The 18,049-nt window shown below is 62.4% G+C and carries 16 protein-coding genes; 12 read left to right on the top strand and 4 right to left on the bottom strand.

The genetic code is table 11. The features are described 5' to 3' along the window. Positions 1–12: 12 nt before the first annotated feature. From AC5WNJ_RS06855 to AC5WNJ_RS06845, 3 genes are all read right to left on the bottom strand, one after another. On the bottom strand, positions 13–180 hold the full coding sequence (locus AC5WNJ_RS06855) for a hypothetical protein (RefSeq protein ID WP_153635554.1): 168 nt from the start codon (positions 178–180) through the stop codon (positions 13–15). 136 nt (positions 181–316) lie between these two features. Then, positions 317–1,675, bottom strand: coding sequence for an ammonium transporter (locus AC5WNJ_RS06850; RefSeq protein ID WP_495930806.1), 1,359 nt, complete (start codon positions 1,673–1,675; stop codon positions 317–319). Positions 1,676–2,027: 352 nt separating this feature from the next. Beyond that, positions 2,028–4,427, bottom strand: a complete 2,400-nt coding sequence (locus AC5WNJ_RS06845; protein ID WP_495930805.1) for a DUF1989 domain-containing protein — start codon at positions 4,425–4,427, stop codon at positions 2,028–2,030. 274 nt (positions 4,428–4,701) lie between these two features. On the opposite strand from AC5WNJ_RS06845, the gene AC5WNJ_RS06840 reads away from it, so the two are divergent. From AC5WNJ_RS06840 to AC5WNJ_RS06810, 7 genes are all read left to right on the top strand, one after another. Further along, positions 4,702–6,012: a sensor histidine kinase gene (locus AC5WNJ_RS06840; RefSeq protein WP_495930804.1), complete on the top strand. Its 1,311-nt coding sequence runs from the start codon at positions 4,702–4,704 to the stop codon at positions 6,010–6,012. Further along, positions 6,009–6,932 carry a response regulator gene (locus tag AC5WNJ_RS06835; RefSeq protein ID WP_495930803.1) on the top strand — a complete coding sequence of 308 codons (924 nt, stop codon included), beginning with the start codon at positions 6,009–6,011 and terminating at the stop codon, positions 6,930–6,932. Before AC5WNJ_RS06840 ends, AC5WNJ_RS06835 begins: the two co-directional genes overlap by 4 nt. Continuing rightward, on the top strand, positions 6,929–7,795 hold the full coding sequence (locus AC5WNJ_RS06830) for a PAS domain-containing protein (protein ID WP_495930802.1): 867 nt from the start codon (positions 6,929–6,931) through the stop codon (positions 7,793–7,795). Before AC5WNJ_RS06835 ends, AC5WNJ_RS06830 begins: the two co-directional genes overlap by 4 nt. Positions 7,796–7,966: 171 nt before the next feature. Further along, positions 7,967–9,376 carry a trimethylamine monooxygenase gene (locus AC5WNJ_RS06825; RefSeq protein WP_495930801.1) on the top strand — a complete coding sequence of 470 codons (1,410 nt, stop codon included), beginning with the start codon at positions 7,967–7,969 and terminating at the stop codon, positions 9,374–9,376. A gap of 254 nt (positions 9,377–9,630) precedes the next feature. Then, positions 9,631–9,999, top strand: a complete 369-nt coding sequence (locus AC5WNJ_RS06820; protein ID WP_495930800.1) for a DMT family transporter — start codon at positions 9,631–9,633, stop codon at positions 9,997–9,999. Between the two features lie 14 nt (positions 10,000–10,013). Further along, on the top strand, positions 10,014–10,334 hold the full coding sequence (locus AC5WNJ_RS06815; RefSeq protein ID WP_043332225.1) for a DMT family transporter: 321 nt from the start codon (positions 10,014–10,016) through the stop codon (positions 10,332–10,334). Positions 10,335–10,462: 128 nt separating this feature from the next. Further along, positions 10,463–11,212, top strand: a complete 750-nt coding sequence (locus AC5WNJ_RS06810) for a 2OG-Fe(II) oxygenase family protein (protein ID WP_495930799.1) — start codon at positions 10,463–10,465, stop codon at positions 11,210–11,212. A gap of 156 nt (positions 11,213–11,368) precedes the next feature. Here AC5WNJ_RS06810 and AC5WNJ_RS06805 read toward each other — a convergent pair whose 3' ends face one another. Next, positions 11,369–12,280, bottom strand: coding sequence for a LysR family transcriptional regulator (locus AC5WNJ_RS06805; protein ID WP_495930798.1), 912 nt, complete (start codon positions 12,278–12,280; stop codon positions 11,369–11,371). 139 nt (positions 12,281–12,419) lie between these two features. Here AC5WNJ_RS06805 and AC5WNJ_RS06800 point away from each other — a divergent pair, with 139 nt between their 5' ends. The 5 genes from AC5WNJ_RS06800 (at position 12,420) to AC5WNJ_RS06780 (ending at position 18,003) form a co-directional block, all read left to right on the top strand. Continuing rightward, positions 12,420–12,878, top strand: a complete 459-nt coding sequence (locus tag AC5WNJ_RS06800) for a YeeE/YedE family protein (RefSeq protein WP_495930797.1) — start codon at positions 12,420–12,422, stop codon at positions 12,876–12,878. After that, positions 12,875–13,288 (top strand): DUF6691 family protein, encoded by a 414-nt coding sequence (locus AC5WNJ_RS06795; RefSeq protein WP_495930796.1) that lies wholly within the window; start codon positions 12,875–12,877, stop codon positions 13,286–13,288. Before AC5WNJ_RS06800 ends, AC5WNJ_RS06795 begins: the two co-directional genes overlap by 4 nt. Positions 13,289–13,614: 326 nt before the next feature. Then, positions 13,615–15,810, top strand: coding sequence for a TonB-dependent siderophore receptor (locus AC5WNJ_RS06790; protein ID WP_495930795.1), 2,196 nt, complete (start codon positions 13,615–13,617; stop codon positions 15,808–15,810). A 182-nt stretch (positions 15,811–15,992) separates the two neighbouring features. Then, the gene (locus tag AC5WNJ_RS06785; RefSeq protein ID WP_495930794.1) at positions 15,993–16,991 is read left to right on the top strand and encodes an iron-siderophore ABC transporter substrate-binding protein; all 999 of its coding nucleotides are present in this window, start codon (positions 15,993–15,995) and stop codon (positions 16,989–16,991) included. Between the two features lie 76 nt (positions 16,992–17,067). Next, positions 17,068–18,003, top strand: coding sequence for a FecCD family ABC transporter permease (locus AC5WNJ_RS06780; protein WP_495930793.1), 936 nt, complete (start codon positions 17,068–17,070; stop codon positions 18,001–18,003). Positions 18,004–18,049: the final 46 nt, after the last annotated feature.

The raw sequence follows: 18,049 nt of genomic DNA, 5'->3' as shown, positions 1-18,049 counted from the left end.
ATGCCCGGAGGGTCACGGCGTCTTCTTGCTCTCGAAGGACGCTTTCTCGTGGCGCAGGATGTTGGCGCTCAGCGCAATGCAGACGCCAGCGGCGACCAGCAGGCACACCGCCACGGCACCAGAGTTGCTGAAGAAGAAGGCGTAGTTGCCTGCGTGTACCACAGTATCGACAGTTTCCATTGCAAGACTCCTTGCGAAAGCGGATATCGGTTCGGTCTACCAGTACTGCAATAACGGGGCCAGTCAGCGCTTATCTCGACATCATCTCGACAGACCGGCCCCTTCAGAAGGTGCACCGGGACTCAGCTACCAGGGCTCAGCTGATGTCCGGGCGCTTGTCCATCGGCGCCGCGACCACCCCACCGGAACGTGCCGGCACACTCGAAGATGACTCGGTTGCCATGCTCTCCGGGTAGGCCTTGGCCGGGACTTCGAACAGGTCCAGCCCCAGTACTTCGACATGCGGCGGTACGCGCAGCAGGTTGAACTTCTTGAGCAGATAGGCCACGCCCCAGCCCGGAATGAAGCCCGTCAGCGCCATCACCACCGCGCCGGTCAGCTGGCCGGTGAAGGAGACGTCCGGCACGCCTTCGCCGACATTCGGGAAGCCGGCCGCGAAGATGCCCACCAGTACCACGCCGTAGAAGCCGCAGAAGCCATGCACCGCGAAGGCGCCGACGGAGTCATCCAGGCCACGCTTCTCGAGCAGTGCGCCGATCTTCGGCATCAGGGCGCCACCGGTGACCGCCAGCACGAAGGCCAGGCCCGGGTTGTAGAGATCCAGCCCCGCCGCGACGGTGATGATGCCGCCCAGCGCACCGGACATGGTCCAGAAGGGATCACGCGAGGACAGATAGGCACCGATCACGCCGCCACCGAAGCCCATCAGGGTATTGAAGGCGAAGGCAGAAAGGTTGGTACGATTGCCGTAGATGGTGGTCCAGCCGATGTCACCGGTGTTGAAGATGATGCAGCCGCCGAGGAAGCCGAAGAAACCGACGATGATCAGCATCAGGCCGATCAGGGTCATCGGCATGTTGTGCGGCGCGATCACCTGCGGCTTGCCATCGTCACTGTACTTGCCGATGCGCGCGCCCAGATTGAGCAGCACCCCCAGCGCGAAGAAGCCGGCCACGGCGTGCACCACACCGGCGGCGCCGACATCGTGGTAGCCCAGCTTGTGCAGCATCCAGCCATCCGGATGCCAGCCCCAGGCGCCCGCCATGATCCAGACACCGGCACCGAGAATCACCGCCAGAATCAGGAAGGCCCCCAGGCGGATGCGTTCGATCACCGCCCCCGACAGGATGGAACCGGTAGTCGCGCCGAACAGGGCAAAGGCGGCGAAGAAGATGCCGGTGCCCATGTCATCGGCGTCCGGACGCATGCTCGCGCTCCACGGCAGAGCGGCGGACGCCTCGATGGGGATCAGCCCGTTGGGGAAGGCGTTGTAGATCCACCAGCCCACGAAGTAGAAGGCGGGGATGATCGAGGCCAGCGTCAGCACGTTCTTCATGCCGGATGCCAAGTCATTCTTGGAACGTGAGGCACCGATCTCATAGGCCAGAAAGCCTGCATGGATCAGGAACATGATGGCGGTACACCACCAATAGAACACCTCGATGTTCATCGCCTGATGCATATCCAATATGCTTTGCAACGTCTTTTCATCCATCGTCTTTTCTCCTTTACCGGAGCTTGTGGATCAGCGCGCCTCACTGTGCAAGCGGCACTGCCCGTCCGGGGGTTGTTGTTGTTTTTCAAGGGGACCTGCTGGATAAAGCAAGCGACATGCCAGATGACCCTCATCGGCCACCCTCAGCAATTCGTTGTTTTTACTGCATCATTCTTGAAACCGAGGACTCCTCTTCAGATATGAAGCCCATGAAGCCTTCCCTGCGAGGAGGATGGGCGTTATTGAGGCATGCCGGCCACGGCATGCACCGTGAGATGACTTGCAGGGCGCTGCATATACGCAAGTCATTGCGCGCGACTCACCTCTCATGCTTCCCCTCCTGGCAGTGAGATCAGCTACGCACCTTGAGGCGCTCCGGGTCATGGAAGGGCAATGTCACCACCTCGGCGGCGAGGCGCTTCTGATGGCCATCCAGCTGGCCGATCTCAAGCTGGGTTCCCGGGCTTGCGAAGTCCGGTGCCAGGCGGCACATCGCGATGGAGCGATCGAGCAGCGGCGACTGGGTGGCACTGGTGACCACGCCCACCGGATAGCGGCCGTGATAGACGAGATCGCCGTGGCTGACCAACTCGCTGCTGTGCATCTTCAGACCCATCACGCGATGCCGTGATTCCGGCGCCTCGCGTTGCAGCGCTGCCCGCCCGACGAAGTCATCCTCCTTGCTCTTCATCGGCACGGTGAAGCCGATGCCCGCCTCATAGGGGGAGGTCTGCGGGCAGAATTCATGACCGGCGAAGATCAGCCCCGCCTCGATTCTCAGCATGTCGAGGGCATCCAGTCCCAGCGGCGCGATGCCATGGGGCTCACCCGCCGCCCAGATCGCTTCCCATACGGCCGGGGCATCCTTGGGATGACACCAGACTTCATAGCCGAGCTCACCGGTATAGCCGGTGCGCGACACCATCAGCGGGATGCCATCCGGTCCCGACAGACGACCGATCATGAAGCGGAACCAGCCCAGCGTTTCCACCTCAGGCTGGGTGCGCGCATTCCAGATCAACGGCGCCAGCACCTCACGACTCTTCGGTCCCTGCAGCGCGATGTTGTGCAGCTGATGGGTGGAGTCACGCACCGTGACGCGATAGCCCTGGCGCTGGGCAAGCTCCCTGAGCCACTGGCCGCTGGCCGGGTCACCGCAGATCCAGCGGAAGGTCTGTTCGCCCATGCGGAACAAGGTGCCGTCATCGAGCATGCCGCCGGTTTCCTGACACATGGCCGAGTACACCACCTCGCCGATGGAGAGCCGTCGTACATTGCGGGTCAATGCGTATTGCAGCAGGCGTTCGGCATCGGGGCCGGCGACCTCGAACTTGCGCAGCGCCGAGAGATCCATCATCGCGACCCGCTCGCGGCAGGCCAGATATTCGGCCCGCGCACCCCACCCTTCGTAATGCGTGGCCAGCCAGTAGCCGTGGTAGTCGATGAACTGCTTGGTCAAGGCGGAGGTGCAGGGATGAAAGGCGGTGGGCAGTGTCATGCGCGGCAATTCCTCGGGCCGATTGCGATAGGCGATCCCACGGGGGAAATCATGTTCAGCGGCGTAGATGCGCACCTGGATATCGGTCGGTACCCAGCCGTTGGCGGCGTCGATGTCATCCGGACAGGCCGATGAGGCGCAGATGAGGTCACGGTCGGCGCGCAGCAGCACGTAGTCGCCGGGGCGCGACCAGGGCTCATCCACCGCCAGGGTGCCGCAAGGCTCTACATAGGCATTGAAGAAGAAGTTGATCGCCGGCCAGCTGGCACGCTGTTGAATGCCATGCGACGCCGACAGGGCGTTGTTGAAATTGATCGTGCAGCTATCGTGGCCGAAGTAGCCGTGGTGTTCGTAATACTGCGGCGAACAGGCAAGCATGAAGCTGTCATGGCGGCCCACCGTGTCCTGTACCACCTCCAGCATCGGGTGCATGTGCTGATCGAAGAACACTGAATAAAGCCCCGGATTTGGCATGCAATGGCCGGACAGGCTGCGCGTGGCACCGCCATCCAGTCCCAGCTCCTCGCCCTGTGCCCAGGCATTGGCATCGAAGGCCACGAAGTCGGAACACTGACGACCGGCGACATCGATGATCTGGATCCACTCGCCCTTCTTGACTTCATAGACCTGAGCCGTGCCTGACGAGACCCTGACCTCCTGCTTGATCGGCGCCAATGGCACTGGCAGCTGCTCCTGACCCACCAGCCCCTCGCAGAAGTGCGCGACCTCAAGCTCAGTGGCCAGATGCTTGCCATCTAGCAACATGTCATTGCCGGGGGCCAGCAGAATCAGGCGCGCGGCTGGCGCTTCACGCGGCCAGCGAATCTCGGCCGGCAACCCGGCGGCTGACAGGCTCTGCCACTGTGACAATGGCACCTGCGCGACTCCCAGCGCTGCCAGACGCTGCTGGGTGAACGGGCTTCGTGCCTGCTCGGCCCCACCCTCTTCTCCCTCTTGTGGCTGGCTGGCAAAGGCATGTTCTTCCAGACAGGTGATGCTGGCGTAGCGCGCGAGTCTCACTGCATCGACGGTATCTGAAGCCTTTCCAGCGTCTGCTTCTCCAGCCTCACTGCTCTGTCCCTCCCGCCCCCCTGGCGGCAATAGCAGCCACTCGCAGGCCTGGGCCCCATCGGCAGATGACACCTGCACGCTGTCTCCCGGCGACAGCTCCAGCGCCAGCGCATCCAGCCCGGGTATTCGGTAACGATACGGCTGGCACGGCGTGGCAGCGGGTATCTCGACTGCAAGCTCCATCGTGGTGATACCTCTTGTTGTCATGGCAAGTGGGTTCGGCGTTGCACACGTGATGGGGCGAAGCAGCTCCCCGATGTACCTGGATGGTGCATGCCCCCTTCTGTGACGCACCACGTTCTTCATGGTTAATTAAATTTACTCACAGTAGAGGCGCCGACAATCCATCAAGAGAGGTACCCATGAAGGGGTAAGCCGTTCACTGGCATGAAGCTTGCTGGTGTGACACTCGAATCAGGGCGCGCCGCAGGGGCGGCGAAACGACAGAGGAACTCGCATGGCACTCAGTCTCGGCGCATCGAAGGCAGGCAAGGCGCCTGCATTGCAAGGGATAGCCCATCGCCTTGAAGCCCAGCGCGCACAAGTCTGTCCCGCCAGTGCCGAGCCTCCCGTTCATCCTGCTACCATCCCGCCGCCTGATCTGCGTGACAGGCACCACCTCGATGCCATCACCTTGCACATCGCTACCTGCGCTGACCTCAAGGAAGCGTTGCCATCCGTGCTGAGAGAGCTGCTGGACATGCTGAACGGCTGTCTTGACAGCGGTGCGGCTCGCTTCGCGACTGGCGAACTCTGTGTCGTGCTTCGCGCCCTCGGTCAGGCGACCCATGAGGTGATTTCCCCTATTGGCCTCGCCCTGCCAGTCGCTACGCGTGAGAGATTGCAGGAAGTCGTCAGGGATATCAGTCGCGGTCGCGATCCCGACGCCCGACAGCAGGTGTCTGACATGGACGGCACGCCAGGTGGCGTGCTGATCGCCCTCACGGACGCCACTGATAGAGGGGAGACGGGCAGAGGGGCGACGGGCGATGACTGGTTGTGGCTTGGAGAGCCGACAGCCGCAGCCATCGAGTCAGGGCTGGCGAGCGACGTCATCGATACCCTGAGCCGTGGCCTGGCACTGCATCAGCAGCAACAGGCGCGTCATGCCGAAGACACGAAATCAGCGGTGGCGCAGGCACTGAAGAACGAACGCCGACATCTGGCCGCGGAGCTGCACGACACCCTCGCCCAGGAATTGAGTTATCTGCAGATGCAGAGCGCACGCCTGACTCGCGCCGCTCGTCATGCGCCACAGGACGTGCAGGCACTGGCCGAGGACGTGCATACCCAGGCCCGGCGCGCCTTCCGCCAGACCCGTGAACTGATCAACGGTGCGCACGCCACCTGGGGAGACGCGCCGCTGGCCTGTGTGCTGGACAACTTGATCGAGGAATTCGAGACACGCTCGGGGATGGTGTTCGAGCTCGACAACCGCATCCAGTCGCTGCACCTCCCCGATGCCCAGGCCCTGCAGGTGATGTTCATCGTGCGCGAAGCGATGACCAACAGCGTGCGCCATGCCCGAGCCACCCACCTGCGCCTGCAATTGCTCTACCAATCCTCTGGGCATCCACCGGCTGCGCGAGTGTTGCTGACCGTCGAGGACAACGGCTGCGGCTTTGACCCTGCTGACATCGCCCCCGCCCATTTCGGACTGGGCATCATGCAGGATCGCGCACACCAGATCGGAGCCGACTTCGCCATTACCCAACCCCGCCAGGGCGGTACCCGCGTGACACTGAGCTGGGAGCGCCGCGACACATGACCGTGACTCGCCAGATGCACTCGGCACACCAGACACCCTCGACACCCCCGACCAGAGTCGTGCTCGTCGACGACCATCCGCTGTTTCGGCGCGGACTTGCCGAGCTTTTGAGTGAAGGTGGCCTGTTCGAGATCGTGGCCGACTTCGATGACGGCACCGACCTGCTTGATGCCCTGCCCACCCTCTCCCCGGAGCTGGTGATCGTCGACTGGCAGATGCCGCAGCTTGATGGCCTGACCCTGATGCGCCATCTCAAGCAGCGTGATGCCGCTCTCAAGGTAGTGCTGCTGACCGCATCCGACGACAGCCGCCACCTGCTGGATGCCATCCAGCAAGGGGCGGATGGCTACCTGATGAAGGACACCGACCCCGAACGCATACTCGAGCGCCTACAGGCCGTGGTCGACGGCAAGCTGGGGCTGGAAGAAGGGACCTTGCTGCTGCTGGCCAGACGCCTGCAGCAGGATCACCGCCAGCGCGAGGAACACTCGCCAGCATATACACATAAACAGGAGCAGGAGCGGAAGCAGGCCGAGGCGCTGCCCGCCGCGGCGAATACCCCTGGTGGCTCCACGCCCGACGGGGCCCCCGCGCTCGACCGACCCACGACAACTGACTGGCCCACGACAGCTGACTGGTACGAAGGCCTGACCGAGCGTGAACGCGATACCCTCAAATGGATCGGGCGCGGCCTCAGCAACAAGTTGATTGCCCGCGAACTGGGCATCAGTGACAGCACGGTGAAGGTCTACGTCAAGAATCTGCTGCGCAAGCTGAACCTGCATTCACGACTGGAGCTGGCCGCCTGGGTCTACGCCCATCCGCTGACGCCAGCGAGTGATGGCAGCCGAGCGCCCGCCGTGGACGCGACAAGCGCCAAGGAGGCCATGACACGGGCCGAAAAGGAGAGCCTGCGATGATGCGCTTTCTTGAACAGTTCGCCTCCGCCTCGATTGCCTCGACCGCATCGACTGCCTCGCCCTTCAGCGCACAGGCAATTCTCGATGGCCTGAGTGATGCCGTGCTGGTAGTGGATGCCGACAGTACCCTGCTGTATGCCTCGCGCGGCTGGCAAGCCCTGAGCGGACACGAATCAGGCGGCCCACGAGAAGACACGCCAACCACCCCTCGAGCGGAGGGACACGGCACGGCAGCGCAGCGCTTGCGGGAAGCATTGCACCCCGCGGATCAATCGCGCTGGGACATGCTCGCCCGCCACGTTTCGCGCCGCGAACGCCCCGGCTGCTGGCGATTGCGCATCATGGGGGCAGACCACCACTATCGCTGGTGTGAAGTGCGCAGCCAGTCACTTTCGCTGGCATCGCCTTGGCCCGCCACGCTCACTGTGCATGACATCAGCGAGCGCGTGCAGCAGGAGCAGATCGACGCCGCCAACCTGCGCAGCCTGACACGGCTGATCAAGGGGCTGCCCGCAATGGTCTATCGCGCGCGCAACAACCGCCACTGGTCGATGGAGTACATCAGTGACGGCTGCCTGGCCATCACTGGCCTCAGCCCCCAGCAACTGCTCGATCATCCCTCCCTCACCTACGGGGAGATGATCCATCCCGAAGATGCTGATCGCGTGTGGGAGCAGGTGCAGGCAGCCCTTGAGGCCCGCACCCCCTTCACCCTCGCCTACCGCATTCACCATCGCGAAGGCGACGTGATCCAGGTACAGGAAAAGGGCCATGGCATCTATTCACCTGACGGCACGCCGCTGGCCGTGGAAGGCATCATCTTTGCCGTCGACACCTCGGGCCTGGCAGAGGATGCTGCATGATTCGCAGGGCATGGTATCGATATCGCATACCCCTTTATGGCTACCCTTTCCGAGCAATGTGCAGCCGGACCACATCTCGCTAGCCTGTTTCGTTGTCAGCGTTTCACGACGTCATCACGTCCTGAAGCCCCGGATAACGCATGAAGACACAACAAGAACAGGAAGGTATCCATGACCCAACGTATCGCGATCATCGGTGCAGGACCCAGTGGCCTGGCTCAGTTACGTGCCTTTCAATCCGCCGCCGACAAGGGCATCGAGATTCCCGAGATTGTCTGTTACGAGAAGCAGGATGACTGGGGTGGTCTGTGGAATTACAGCTGGCGCACCGGGCTGGATGCCCACGGCGAGCCGGTTCACGGCAGCATGTATCGCTACCTGTGGTCGAACGGTCCCAAGGAGTGTCTCGAGTTCGCCGACTACTCCTTTGAAGAACATTTCGGGCGCCCTATCGCCTCCTATCCGCCGCGCGCCGTGCTGTTCGACTACATCAAGGGACGTGTCGAGAAGGCCGGCGTGCGCAAGTACATCCGCTTCGGCTGCCCGGTGCGCCAGGTCACCTTCGATGATGCCAGCCAGCAATTCACGGTCAGTGTGCATGATCAGTCGCTCGATCTGGTGACCAGCGAAGAGTTCGACCACGTCATCGTGGCCTCCGGACATTTCTCGACACCCAATGTGCCGGAATTCCCCGGATTCTCGAGCTTCAATGGCCGCATTCTGCATGCGCATGACTTCCGCGATGCGCTGGAATTCAAGGGCAAGGATCTGCTGTTGCTCGGCAGCAGCTATTCCGCCGAAGACATAGGCTCCCAATGCTACAAGTACGGTGCGCGTAGCATCACCACCAGCTATCGCACCGCGCCGATGGGCTTCAAGTGGCCGGATAACTGGGAGGAAAAACCGCTACTGGTGAAGGTCGATCGTGATACCGCCTATTTCAGTGACGGCAGCCACAAGCGAGTCGATGCCATCATCCTGTGCACCGGCTACCTGCATCATTTCCCGTTCCTCGAGGAGTCACTGCGCCTCAAGACTGCCAACCGCATGTGGCCGCTGGGGCTCTACAAGGGCGTGGTGTGGGAAGAGAACCCGCGCCTCTTCTACCTCGGCATGCAGGACCAGTGGTACACCTTCAACATGTTCGATGCCCAGGCCTGGTGGGTACGCGATGCGATTCTCTGCACTCAGACACTGCCGGCGAAAGCAGCGATGCAAGCCGATAGCCAGGCGTGGCGCGAGCGTGAGGAAACGCTGGATAGCGACGAGGCGATGATCGTCTTCCAGGGGGACTACGTAAAATCGCTGATCAGCGAGACCGACTACCCAAGCTTCGATATCGATGGCGTGAATCGCACCTTCCTCGAGTGGGAGCATCACAAGCACGAGAACATCATGACCTTCCGCGACCACGGCTATCGCTCCTTGATGACCGGCACCCAGGCGCCCAGGCATCACACGCCGTGGCTTGAGGCAATGGATGATTCGCTGGAAGCCTATCTGGCCCAGCCGGTCGAGGCCGAGACGCCACTCGACGAGGAGTCAGCGACTCAGGCGACGACCACGCCGCTGGCCTCCTGACGCGTTCTTATCACTGTTCACTAGAGCTTGTGTTCACTAGAACTTCTGTTCACGGGGACGCGAGTCAGACGAGGCTGCACCAACGACTTGCTGGTAGCAGGTGGAGGGACAACAGGCGGAGGGGCTCCCTCCGCCTTTTCCTGAATCGAAACATCTTCAAAAACTCATATAGCCCCGCATTCATGCAACGCACGTCTTTCGCTGGCGATTGAACGCCCCACTTTCCCGACACTTCACAAGGACGCCCGATCTCCATGCGCATCACGCTCTACTTCCTGATCTCGACCCTGTGCGAAATCGGCTGGGCCACGGGCCTGAAGGCCGCCGACAGTCCGCTGGAATGGGTACTGACGGTGCTGCTGGTCATCATCAGCCTGAGTCTAGTCACCCAGATCGCCAAGACACTGCCCGCCAGCACCACCTACGCCATCTTCGTCGGCCTGGGCACGGTGGGGACAGTGGTCGCTGACCTGCTGTTCTTCGATCTCGAATTCCAGTGGTCCACGCTGGGCTTCGTGGTGCTGATGCTGATCGGCATCATCGTGCTCAAGACGGCCCCCAGCGCGCCTGCCGACAAGCAGTCTCGCGCGAGTGCCATACCGCAGACCACCTTCAGTGAATGACCAGGAGTGATGCCATGGATTGGGTCTATCTGATCGCCGCCGGCTGCTGTGAAGTCGTCGGCGTCACCGGTTTCAACCAGTACGCCAATCAGCACCGCCGCATGGGCGTGTTGCTGGTCGCGCTGGGCTTCAGCTCCTCCTTGAGCCTGCTGTATCTGGCCATGGACACCATCAGTCTGGGCATCGCCTATGCCGTGTTCTCCGGCATCGGCACCGTGGTCAGCGCCATCATCGGCGTGCTGTTCTGGCGTGAGCACTTCTCGTTTCGCCGCATGGCCTGCATAGGCGTCATCGTGCTGTCCATTGCCGGCCTGCATCTTTCCGGCGGGCATTGAGCGCCGGTCGGCGGTTGATTATTGCCATTTGTGCAATGACCAATTGCCGGCCGGCGTCTTTTTCTGCCCGCAACAGTGCACTAGCCTCTCGGGCAATCTTCCAAAACCTGCCCGTCAGGAGCTTTGCCATGAGCTTGTCTTTCCATGTCGTCCGCCACGAACGCGGCTTCTCTCCCACGCCCCTGCCCATCTGGACCGACAACGGCGACGTGTCTGATCTCTTCGAGGCCGACGCGACACCAGAGGTGGTCCGTCAGGAAGTCGAGGGTGTCCCGGGGGCCTTCCAGCTGCTCAATGTGCTGACACCCGCCGAGTGCGACAACTTCGTCGCCGCGCTGGAGGAAATGGGCTTCGAGGAAGATGCGCCCGTCTCCCTGCCGCGTTCGGTACGCCACAACCACAACGTCAACTGGGTCGTCAGTGAAGCGGTCGATCAGGTCATCTGGCAGCGCTCGGCGCCGCTGGTGACCGAGCAGATCCAGGGCGAAGGCGCCAAGGGCATCAATGCGCGCTTTCGTACCTATCGCTACGAGGCCGGCGACTTCTTCAAACCACACACCGATGGCGCCTGGCCGGGCAGCCGCGTCATCAATGGCGAGATCGTCCAGGACGCCTATCCGGGCCTGATGAGCCAGTACACCTTCCTCATCTTCCTGAGCGATGGTTATACCGGCGGGCGCACCGAGTTTCTGGTCAGCCGTCGCGACCCCGGCAAGCCGGCCCAGTCGCAGGATGATATCCAGAAGGTCTCGGTCTCCACGCCCAAGGGGGGCGTACTGTGCTTCCCGCATGGCTCGCATCCGCAGCACTGCGTGCATGCCGGCGAGCCGATCCGCGACGGTGCCAAGTACATCATCCGCAGCGATATCCTCTACTGATGGCTGCCTGAGCAGCAGTGGCCGGGCGCAGCTCGGCAGGTACCGCCTGGTAGATGCTGTCTGGTAAGTACCCAGCGCGCAGCCTGGAAACACGAAGGGCCCGATCTCTCAAGACCGGGCCCTTCGTGTTTTCCTGCGTGCCATTCACAGGGCTTGTCAGCAGGACAGCCGCTCCCTACGGGCTAGCAGGAAGTCGACCCAGGCACGTACACGCGGGTTGTGCTGATTCTCGCGCGCGAAGACGACGTGGATACCGGTGTCGAAATCCGATGAGGTGACCTGAAAGTCCTCCAGCACCGGCAGCAGGCGGCCACTTGCCAGCTCTTCCCGAATGGCCCAGAGCGGTTGTACTACCACGCCGGCGCCCCCAAACGCCGCCTGGGTGAGAATGTCGGCATTATTGGTGCGCAGCGCGCGAGCGCGCACCGAGATGCGATGCTCCCGATCGCCTTGCACCAGCCGCCAGTGATGATTGGCAGTGGTATAGCTGAAGGTCAGCAGGCGGTGCTGCTCCAGGTCCTGCGGCTGATGGATAGGCGGCTGGGCGGCGAGGTAGGACGGCGCGGCAGCCAGGACGAAGCGCTGGTCACTGATATGGCGCGCGATCAGGCTCGAATCTTCCAGATGGCCGATGCGCAGCGCCACGTCGAAGTGGTCCTCGACCAGGTCCACCCGCTGGTCACTGCTGACGATATCTAGGGCTACCTCGGGATAGCACTGCATGAACTCGCTCACCAGCGGCGCCAGATAGAGGCGCGAATAGCGCCACGGCACCGAGACGCGCAGCGGCCCCGCGACCCGCTCACTCAACGACTCAAGCTCACCCTCCAGTTGATCCACCTCGGCCAGAATGGCGCGAAAGCGGATCAGGGCGCGCTCGCCGGCCGGCGACAGCCGTACATGGCGCGTGGTGCGCACCAGCAATGGCTCGCCCAGCTGGCGCTCCAGATGATTGACGTGACGCGTCGCCGTGGAACTGGCGATATCCAGCTCCCGCGCCGCCACGTTGAAGCTCTGATGCTCCGCCACCTTGAGAAAGGTGCGCAGGCGTTGGGTCAGTTCGTTCATGGTGCTCCTGCGGTGCTCTCCATCGAAAGGTCGGCGCCCTTGTTGTGCAGCCAACCGGCCAGACAGCCGGTTGGCGCTCACCAGCCGCGAGCATATCATCGACGCACCGCAGGATGACCGCGACACGCGGATGAACGACATGGACATGATAAGCAGCATGAAAGGACTCGCCGGTGGCGTCCTCATCGGACTCTCGGCAGTGATGCTGATGGCCTTTCTGGGACGTATCGCCGGTATCAGTGGCATCACGCGCGGCGCGCTGCTGGAATCAGGCCCGGACCGCCGCTGGCGTATCGCCTTCGTGCTGGGGTTGATCAGCGGGCCACTATTCCTCCTGCTGCTCAATCTTGACTGGGGCAATGTGGCCGTAAGCACGGATGCGCTGATCGGCAATCCCGCCAGTGGGATGCTGAGCATGATGTTCGCCGGTCTGCTGGTAGGTATCGGAACAGGCATCGGCGGCGGCTGTACCAGTGGTCATGGTGTCTGCGGTATCGCGCGTCTCTCTCCCCGCTCGCTGGTGGCCACGGTGGTATTCGTGACTGTGGCCATGCTGACGGTGTTCGTGAGCCAACATCTGCTGGGGGAGTCACCATGAAAACGGTCATCGGCTTTCTTGCAGGCCTGGTCTTCAGTCTCGGGCTGACACTCAGCGGCATGACCGCCCCCGCGCGCGTGGTCGGCTTTCTAGACGTGGCCGGAGACTGGGACCCCACACTGATCTTCGTGCTGGGCGGTGCCGTCATCACCACCTTCCTCGGCTATCACCTCGTCTGGCGGCGTGGCACTCCCCTGCTGGACGAGCGCTTCCAGCTGCCCACGCGTCGCGATATCGATGGCCGCCTGCTGCTCGGCGCGGCCCTGTTCGGTATCGGCTGGGGCCCCAGCGGCTACTGCCCCGGACCTGCCATCGTCTCCAGCAGCGCCATGAATCTGCCATTGGAGGGCTTTCTGGTGACGATGCTGGTGGGCTGGTGGCTGGCTACCCGCCTGACGCGCGGTCACTGACCCGAGCGCTACGCGACTCAAGAAAAAAACCACGCAACAGAAACGCCCGCCAAATGGCGGGCATTTCATCTTCCTACAAGGGAGATCGTCACGGCTAGACGATGCCCTTGGCCTTCATTTCGTGCAGTACGGCGGCGACATAGTGCATCTCCTCCGGTGTACCACATGACCAGCCCCATCGCCCGATAGCACCACGCCGAGCTCATGAAGTTCCCCGAAATTTTCATTCTTGGCATCCCGCAAAGAAAGTCTGGCATTTCGCAAAACAAAAGTGCCGCCAGCGGGTAAATAATAATGATTATTATAAACAATCAGGGAACGCAATCTTGGCTCACTCACTCCGCCGTCCAGGTTTTACACGCTCGCCACTCGCTATCTCCATCGCCCTCGCGACGTCCTCACTCCTCAGCGCCACCGCCTTCGCGGACGAGACGCAAAAACTGGAGTCGATGACCATCGTCGGCGAAGCACAAACCGGCACTACAGAAGAGACACGGGCGTATACGGTCGGTTCCAGCACCAGCGCCAATGGCCTGACACTGTCGCCGCGCGAGACACCTCAGTCTGTCAGCTTTCTGACCCGTCAGCAGATGGACGACGAGGTGCTGACCAGCACCACGGAAGCCGTCAATCGCCTGCCGGGGGTGTCTTCCAATCGTCTCGATGGCACACGCGCCAGCTTCCAGTCTCGCGGCTATACCATCCGCAACTTCCAGTTCGATGGTCAGCAGAGCAACACCAGCGGCTTCTGGCCCTTCGGCGACGCCGAGTGGGATACCGCCATCTACGATCGTGTCGAGGTCGTCCGCGGCGCCACCGGCCTGATGACTGGCGTGGGCGACCCGTCCGCCACCGTCAACTTCGTGCGCAAGAAGCCGCTGGATGAAGCCGCCGCCAGCGTGACCGGTGCCGTGGGTAGCTGGGACCGCCGTCGTGGTGTAGTGGATGTCAGCACACCTCTGGATGACGCCGGCAAGGTCGGCGTACGCTTCGTGGCCGCCAAGGACCGCTCCGACAGCTTCATGGATGACGTGGAGAATGATCGCGAGACCCTCTACGGCGTGATCGCCGCGGAACTGACACCGGATACCGAGCTGAACGTCGGCGTCGAGTATCAGCGCTACGACCAGGACGGCGCCTATCTGGGCGTGCCGCTCTACTACACCGATGGCACGCGCACCGATTTCGATCAGTCAGTCGCCAACAATACCGAATGGGCGCACTTCTTCACCGAAAACACGCGTGGCTTCGCGGACCTTACCCACTACTTCGCCAATGGCTGGAAGGCAACGGCAGCCTACAGCCATGGCGATGCCAACTACGGGCTGACCTACAACTACCGCGGCGGTTATGTCGATCGTGACAACGGCATCCTCTATTACGACAGCAACCGTCAAGTGCCGACCACCTCCTATCTGGTCGACTATCGCGGTGATCGCACCCAGAAGAACCTCAACCTGAGCGCCGAGGGGCCCTTCAAGCTGTTTGGTCGTGAGCATCAGCTGGGCTTCGGCTACATGCAGCTCAAGGAAGAATACGAGATCTGGAGTCGCACCCCGGCCGGCAGTGTACCGGCGCTGGGCAGCTTCACTGATCGTGACGACCCGGCACTGGCCGAGCCCGAATGGGGCGAATGGGGCCTGACGGACGACACCGAGACCCAGCAGGAAGGCTTCTACGCCGTCACGCGTTTCTCGCTGGCAGACCCCGTGCACCTGATCCTCGGTGCCCGCCTGACGGATTGGGAGATCGACCAGGACTATCGCGGTGAGCGCAGCTATGAGTACAACGACGAATTCACGCCCTATGCCGGCCTGATCGTCGATATCACCGACAACCTCACCGCCTACACGAGCTATACGCAGATCTTCAACACCCAGAGCGAACGCGCCCCCGATGGTGCCCTGCTCGATCCGCTGGAAGGCACCAGCTATGAAGCGGGCCTGAAGGCCGAGCTGTTCAATGACCGCGCAGACGTGTCCTTCGCCGTCTTCCGCAGCGAGCAGGACAATCTGGCCGTCGAGATTCCGGGCGTCTATGTCGACGGCACCACCGATCAGGCCTACACCGAGTCCGACGGTGCCGTGGTCGAGGGCTTCGAGCTGGAAGTGGCCGGTGAAGTCGCGCCGGGCATCAATCTCTCCGCCAGCTACGCACTGGTGGATGCCGAGGATTCCGATGGCACCCAGCTCAATACCAGCTATCCACGCCAGCAGGCCAAGGTCTACGCTACCTGGCAGCTGCCCGGTGACTGGTCACGCCTGACCCTGGGCGCCGGCGGCACCTGGCAGGGCGATACCTATCGCAATGCCGACACGCCCACCGGTAGCGAGAAGGTCGGCCAGGGCGATGTCTTCCTCGCCAACGCCATGGCGCGCTATCGCTTCAATGACAACTTCAGCACCCAGCTCAACGTGTCCAACCTCTTCGATGAGGAGTACTACACGCAGCAGGGCTTCTACAGCCAGTACCTGTACGGCGCGCCGCGTAGTGCGTTGCTGAGCATGACCTACGACTTCTGAGTCGAGCATTTCCTGTACGAACCTTCTCTGTATCCGACGACCAGACAGGCCCTCACCGACAGGGTCTGTCTGGTCTCATCTTGATGGCGGTATCCACCGCGACACGATCACAAAAGGATTCTCCCTTGCGACGCACGCGACTTTCCTGCGCCATTGGCCTGGCCGTCATGGCCACTTGTTTCATGCCTGCCGCCCAGGCACACGAGTCACACTCTTCACAGGCTGACACCCACACCTCCTCGCTTGTCTCAGATGTCACCGAGACAACAGCCCAGTATCCACTCACCATCCAGCATGCTTTCGGCACCACCGTCATCGAGAAGAAGCCCCAACGTATCGCCACCGTCGCCTGGGCCAATCATGAAGTGCCGTTGGCACTGGGCGTCGTGCCGGTGGGCTTCCCCCGCCAGGCATTCGGAGATGATGATGGCGACGGCATGATGCCGTGGGTCAAGGCACGACTGGACGAACTGGGGGGTGACGCCGCCAATCTGTATGACGAAGGAGATGGCATCGACTTCGAGGCCGTGGCCGCGAGCGAGCCGGACGTGATTCTCGCCGCCTATTCCGGACTCAGCGAGGCCGACTACAACACCCTGAGCAAGATCGCCCCTGTCGTGGCTCGTCCGGGCCCGCGCTGGTCTTCCAGCTGGCGTGACATGATTCGCCTCGACAGTGCCGGCATGGGCATGGCCGCCGAGGGCGAAGCGCTGATCGAGCGTCTTGAGACGCAAGTTGCCGAGAATGTCGCAAGTCACCCGGAGATCCAGGGCAAGTCGATCATCGTGATCAGCCATATCGACCCGACCAATCTGAGCCGCATCGCCTTCTACAACGACAACGATGCCCGGGTGCGTTTCTTCCACGAACTGGGCATGGTCTCGCCACAGTTCGTCACCGAGACCGCCGTCGAGGGTCGCTTTGCCGGTCAGATCAGTGCAGAACGCCTCGATGAGCTGGCCGATGTCGATATCGTGCTGACCTATGGCGGCCAGGCACTGGTTGACCGCCTCAACGAACACCTGCTGACCTCACGCCTGCCGGCCATCCAACAGGACGCCGTGGTGTTGCTGGAAAACGGCCCGATGGGCACGGCCGCCAACCCCACCCCCCTCTCGATTCCCTGGGTACTCGACGATTATGTTGACCTGTTGTCCATCGCCGCCAACAAGGCCGACTGATCTCACCGGGCGCGCCGCTTCCCGTAAGCGGCGCTGGCTGGGGACGCTGGGACTGGTGCTGGCGTTGGCCGCTGTCATGACGTTGTCAGTGATGTTCGGCGCGCGGGCAACGAGCTGGTCTGATATCACCGGGCTGCTGGATGGCTCTCTCGATACGATGGCGGAGGCGGCTGTCGCCAGCCGTCTTCCACGCACGCTGCTGGCCATCATGGCCGGTGCGGCACTGGGCGTTTCAGGAGCGGCCATGCAGGGATTGACCCGCAACCCGTTGGCAGACCCGGGGCTACTTGGCGTGAATGCCGGTGCCGCTCTGGCAGTGGTGATCGGCATCGCCTGGTTCGGCATCGAGCTGGCCAGCGACTATCTATGGCTGGCCATTGTCGGGGCAGGCGTGAGCGCCGTGGTGGTCTATCTGATCGCCAGTCTCGGTCGAGGTGGCGCCACCCCTTTGAGACTGGCGCTATCCGGTGCCGTCGTGTCAGCAGCACTGAGTTCCTTGACCTCGGCCATCATCCTCCCGCGCGCCGACATCGGAGGCTTGATCCAATCGTGGCTGATCGGTGGCGTGGGTGGCGCGACGCTGGATCAGATCACCCCTGCCCTGCCCTTCGTGATCAGCGGTCTGCTGATCTGCGGGCTTTCAGCACGCAAGCTGAATATGCTCGCGCTCGGTGATGACATGGCCAGCGGGCTCGGCGAGCGCGTTGCACTAGTCCGCCTCATGGCGGCGCTGGGGGCGATTCTACTCTGCGGCGGCATCACCGCCGTATGCGGCCCCATCGCCTTTGTCGGCCTTGTCGTACCACATGTCTGCCGTCTGATAGTCGGCAGTGATTACCGCTGGGTGGTTCCGCTGTCGGCGCTGGCCGGGGCGCTGTTGCTGACGTCGGCCGATATCGCGGGCCGGCTGATCGCCCGCCCTGCCGAACTCGATGTCGGCATCATGACAGCGCTGGTTGGCGCCCCCGTCTTTCTCTGGATCGTACGTCGCCACAAGGTGAAATCACTGTGACTGCCTTTTCTTCTCGTCGTTCTTCCCAACCTGAGGATGAGACGGC

It is taken from the genome of Cobetia sp. PDI-23MA (assembly GCF_059507735.1).
This window is presented reverse-complemented; position numbering and strand designations above follow the sequence as displayed.